Origin of the sequence: Streptomyces sp. NPDC057486 (assembly GCF_042802415.1) — a bacterium.
In the GTDB taxonomy this organism is placed as follows: Bacteria; Actinomycetota; Actinomycetes; order Streptomycetales; family Streptomycetaceae; genus Streptomyces; species Streptomyces yanii.
Window position 1 is genome coordinate 1 of record NZ_JBHVEE010000261.1, and the last position, 4,917, is coordinate 4,917.

The 4,917-nt window shown below is 72.0% G+C and carries 2 protein-coding genes; one reads left to right on the plus strand and one right to left on the minus strand.

The genetic code is table 11. The annotated features are described in order from the left end of the window. Positions 1 to 164: 164 nt before the first annotated feature. A complete protein-coding gene (locus tag ACFU6I_RS47735) occupies positions 165 to 2,297 on the minus strand; it encodes an SEC-C metal-binding domain-containing protein (RefSeq protein ID WP_384380630.1) in 2,133 nt (710 codons plus the stop codon). A gap of 320 nt (positions 2,298 to 2,617) precedes the next feature. Between ACFU6I_RS47735 and ACFU6I_RS47740 the strand changes: the two genes are divergently transcribed. Then, the gene (locus ACFU6I_RS47740) at positions 2,618 to 4,729 is read left to right on the plus strand and encodes a 2OG-Fe(II) oxygenase (RefSeq protein ID WP_384380633.1); all 2,112 of its coding nucleotides are present in this window, start codon (positions 2,618 to 2,620) and stop codon (positions 4,727 to 4,729) included. Positions 4,730 to 4,917: the final 188 nt, after the last annotated feature.

Below are 4,917 nucleotides of genomic sequence, written 5' to 3' on the forward strand. Positions count from 1 at the left end.
CATCGCGAACACTCGGCCGCTACGCCCCTTGCCCACACCGATTGCCAATCCGGACGAGATAGCCCCGCCTCGACATACGCCGACGCGAACGGCTCGGCGGCATCCTGAATGAGTACCAACATGCGGCGTGAGCAGCATGGATGGGGTTTCCGGCAAGCGCAGGGTCAGCGGCCCCGGGACAGACCCACGCGGCCGCGCAGCTCTTCACTACCGGGAAGGGCCTGGGCGTCCCGTCCCTCGCGTTCCGCGTGTGCCCGGCGCCACTCGCAGTCGTCGATCACGGCCTCGGCCCTGGCCCGTGGCAGGCCGCCCTGGGCGACAGCCTCCGCGAGGGTGAGGCCGTCCGCCCCGTTCCGATTGTTCAGCATGTTCTCCACAGCCAGCTCCCGCGAGACGGCAACCGCGAGCCGGGGGTCATCCTCCGGAACCGGCAGGAAGTAGCTCTCGAGCATCACCTGGCGCGGCCGGGGTACGGGCAGCTCGAGACCGAAGCGGCGCAGCCAGGCCCTGTGCTCGGTGTCCTTCGAGGTCCCCGGTGTGCGGCTCTGCGCCAGCATCTCCTCGGCGGTGGTGACCGAGCGCCCGGTCTCCCGCAGCCCGGGCAGGATGCCCGCCAGGACTTCGCCTGCCTGCTCCAGACGTGCGCGCGAGGAGACCGACAGCGTCACCTTCCCACGGCGTCCGACAGCAATGTCGGCCAGCGAGAGAAGCTGGTGCTCCTCACCCCTGCCGACCAGCGTCCAGGTGTCCTCGGACGTCTGCTGCAGCCAGCGGGCAGGCTGTTCCTCCACCCATCGCAGGTATTCACCGACCGAGGACAGGGCTCGTTCGAGCGGCTGTGCACTGTGCTCGTTCAACAGCCTGGCGGCGTCGTCGTACCGGGCGTAGCTGATCTCGTACCACTCCGGGATCCCACCGTCGCCGCTGATGATCTCCATGTCGTCCGATCCCCGCATCGCGTTCAACAACCGCTCCGGGAAGTGCGCACCGCCGCCACCAGGCGGGACCGGGCCCTCGGGGAAGAGCGCGGTGAAAGTCTCGCGCAGGTCACGTGAGGGCCCGGCGAGCGCGCCGAGCGCACGTAGCCGGGTTCCGTCGTTGAGCAGGCGGGCCACGACGATGTCGAGCCGCATCGCCGACAGCGAGAACAGCCGGTCGCGCTGTTCCACCTGCCGGGGTCCGCCCACCAGGCTGCGCAGCCACAGCCGCTCCCCGGCGCGGACCCGGGTCACCTCGTAGAGATCCAGGGGGGTGGTCAGCCACTCCCGGAGGAGTTCGCGCTCGTCGGCGCGGAGCAGATGCCCGCGGACGGCCAGGAACGCCGCGCCGGCCCCGCAGTCGAAGATCACCGCATCGGTGCACAGGCTGGCCGCGGTGGGGGCACCGACGGCACAGGCGAGCATGCGGTCCACGTGGTGCGCCCACGGGCCGCGCTGGGCGAAGGTGGCCAGGGCCGCGTACAGCGCGGGGGCCCGTTCGGACAGCGGGTGGTCCGCAGCAGCCCGGTCGGTGTTCGAGCAGCATGCCTTGTACTTGCGTCCGGAGCCACAGGGGCACGGCTGGTTGCGCGCCACTCGTCCCGCGGTGGTCGGCGCGGTCCGCAGTGACTCCAGCGACGGCAGGAGCGGCTCCGCGACGGTATCGGCAGCGATCGACTCGGCCAGCTCGTAGGCACGCGCCCAACGACCGGCGCACAGCTCGTACTCGGCCGCGTCCCGCACGGCGGGCAGCAGCGACGGCGCGAGCGTCAGGCACTGCTCGACGAGGGAACGGGCCCGGTCGCTGTCTCCCGCGCCCTCGGCCGCACGGGCGCGCAGCAGCAGCACAACGGCTCGCCACCTGGTGTCCTCAACGCCACCGTCCAGTACGTCGAGTGCGGCCGCCCAGGGGTGCGGTGCGCCGGCGTCCGTCTCATGTGCCAGGGCTTCAGCCTCCTGGGCGACATGGTCCAGGACATGGTCGGCGGTCAGCTGGTGCCGCCGCAGCTCGGCCACCAGGCGGTCAGGGGCGGCGGGTCCGCGCAGCAGCAGCACGCACGTCAGCACGTCGGCGACCTCATGCTCCGCGCGGTCGCCGCGCGGCCCGAACTCGCGCTTGAGCAGCAGTCTTACGGGAAGGCCGAGGTCAGTGCCGTACCGCACGGCATCATCGGTGCCCCCACGGTGGACGGCCGCCGCGATCTTGCGTACGGAAGCGAGGGGCGGACGAGGGGTGTGCTGTCGCGCGGAGTTGAACACCTGCCACAATTTACAGGCTGCCGCCCGGCGCCCGCCCACGACGTCGGCAATCCGTCTCATCGGCCCGAGTGGGGGAGGTACGTTCGTCCCTGATCGAATCGTGCGGGCCCCGGGACCGCACCCAGAACCGCATCTGTGCGCGGACGAGGAGCGGAACATGGCTGTGGCAAGGGAGCGGGTGGCCCGGCTGTTGGGCGGGGCGGGGGCCGGTGGCTCCTTCAGCGCCCGGCTCGACGCTCCCGCGGACGGGTTCCGGCTGGAGGTGGACGGCGCCGGACCGGTCGTCCTGCCGCTGCGCGCGCCCCGCACCCGCAAGCTGATCGACGTGGCGTCCCCGGCCGTGTTCGGCCGCGGGGAGGGAGACCCTGCGCGACAGCGGCGTGCGCGACACCTGGCAGATCCCGCCGGAGCTTCTCAACCTCGGTGGCCCCGCCTGGCCTCGGTTGCTGGAGGGCGCGCTGGATCACTTCCGCGGCGCTCTGGGCCTGGCCCCGGGCACCCGGCTGCGGGCCGAACCGCACGCGCTCCTCGTCTACGGCAAGGGCCAGTTCTTCCTTCCCCACCAGGACTCGGAGAAGGACGACGCGATGGTCGCCACCCTGGTCCTCTCCCTGCCCTCCGCACACACCGGCGGGGACCTGATCGTCGAGCACGCCGGGCAGCGTGTGGCATACAGCGCCTCGAAGACCGACCTGACCCTGGTCGCCTTCTACGCCGACTGCCGGCACGAGGTCACCCCGGTCCGGTCCGGCTACCGGGTCACTCTCACCTTCAACCTGCTGGCCGAGCCCGCGGCCCCCGCCACACCCGACGGGCCGGTCACCGAGCTGACCGACTGTCTGACGGAGCACTTCACCACCCCCGCCCGGCAGCGGTACTCTCCCCGGCCCCTGGACCCGCCCTACCGGCTGGTGTGCCTCCTCGACCACGAGTACAGCCAGAAGGGCCTGTCCTGGGACCTACTCAAGGGCACCGACGCCGAACGCGCCGCGCTGCTGCGCACGGCCGCCGGACAAGCCGACTGCGAGACGGTGCTCGCGCTGGCCGAGGTGAAGGAGACCCGGGAGGCGTACCGGGCCGGTGACACCCCCTGGGGCCGCTACGACGACTACGACGACTACATGGTGGCCGACGACGCCCCCGATGACGGCGACTACGAGATCGGCGACGTCGTCGACGACGAGATCACCCTGGGCTGGTGGACCGGTCCGGACGGCACCGGCGGCGAGAAGATCTCCCTCCGTGTCCGGGACCACGAGTGCTGCGCCGCCACCCCGCATGACGCGCTGACGCCCCACGAGTCCCACTACGAGGGCTACATGGGCAACTACGGCAACACCCTGGACCGGTGGTACCGGCGGGCCGCGGTGGTGGTCTGGCCACGGGACCGGGCGCTGATGGCACGCGGCGAGGCCGGGCCGGGCTGGGCACTGCGGGAGCTGACCTCCGGCATCGCACGGGGAGATGCCGAATGGGCGCGTACCGCGGCGGCCTCCCTCGCCCCGCTCTGGAAGCACACCGTGCTCGAACCCGACCTGCTCGGCACCGCCCTGAAGGCGACCGAAGGGCTCGACGCACCGGACACCGCCGCCGCGCTCCTGGAACCGTTCGGTTCGCAGGCACTCACCCCACAGGCGGTCGACGGGCTGGCCGCGGCGGCCCGCAGGTACGGGCGCCACTGGCTGAGCGGCGTCCTCGACGGCTGGTTCGCCGCGCGACGGCACTCCCTGGACCATGACTTCGCCTGGGCGGACGCACTGCCGGACGTATGCGCCGCGCTGCGAGACCAAGGGGCGGCGGCCACCGCGAGCACACTGGTCGAGGCGACCGCGCGGGCCGTGGACGACCGGCTGAGCAGTTGGCTCCCCACCACGTTCGCCCCGCCGTCCCGGAACGCCAGGGCCGCCCCCTCCGAGATCCGCCGCCGTGAGCTGGAGCACCTGGCCGGGCCGCTGGCGGCCGTCCTCGCCGCCGTCGACAACGCGGGGCGGGAGGCCGTCCGCACTGCCCTGCGCGGTTACCCGGACACCGTGCTGGAATGCCTGCTTCCCCTGCTGCGTAGGGCAGTCGAGGTCACACCGCAGGGCCAGGCCCGGCGTCCCGCACACCTGGACGCGATCGCGCAGGACTGCGCGTACCGGCTGCGCACGCTCCTGGACCGGCAACCACGCGAAAGGGACGACTGGTCGCTCGACTGGTCAGGGTGCGGCTGCGGCCTCTGCGCCGAGCTGGAAGCTTTCCTCCGCTCCCGGTCCACCGTGACCAAGGAGTGGCCACTGGCCAAGGACGGACGCCGGCACGTCCACTCCTCGATCGACGGAGCGGAGCTGCCGGTACGCCATGCGACCAGGCGGCAGGGGCGGCCGTACACACTGGTACTGACCAAGACCCGGGAGGTTTTCGAGCAGGAGAATCGTGCCCGCCGACAGGCCGAAGCCGATCTCTCCTGGCTGGCATCGGTATGGGACGGCGCCGGCAGCGGCGGCCAGTAGGCACCACATCGCACCTACCGGCATCAGTGCCACGCCACGGAAGTCCGCTCCCTCCCCCGACCCTGGGCTTCGGCGTAGTCGGCGGGCGTCCGTTTCGTGATCACTTGAGCCCGAGCAGGGCGAGCGGGCGGTCCGCGTTGCGGGCGTTGTGTCGCAGAGCGGCGGCGATGTTGGTCGCGCCGGCCAGC

Coding starts and splice junctions, on each gene's coding strand:
- ACFU6I_RS47735 (WP_384380630.1), bottom strand. CDS start 2,297: ATGAGACGGATTGCCGACGTCGTGGGCGGGCGCCGGGCGGCAGCCTGT.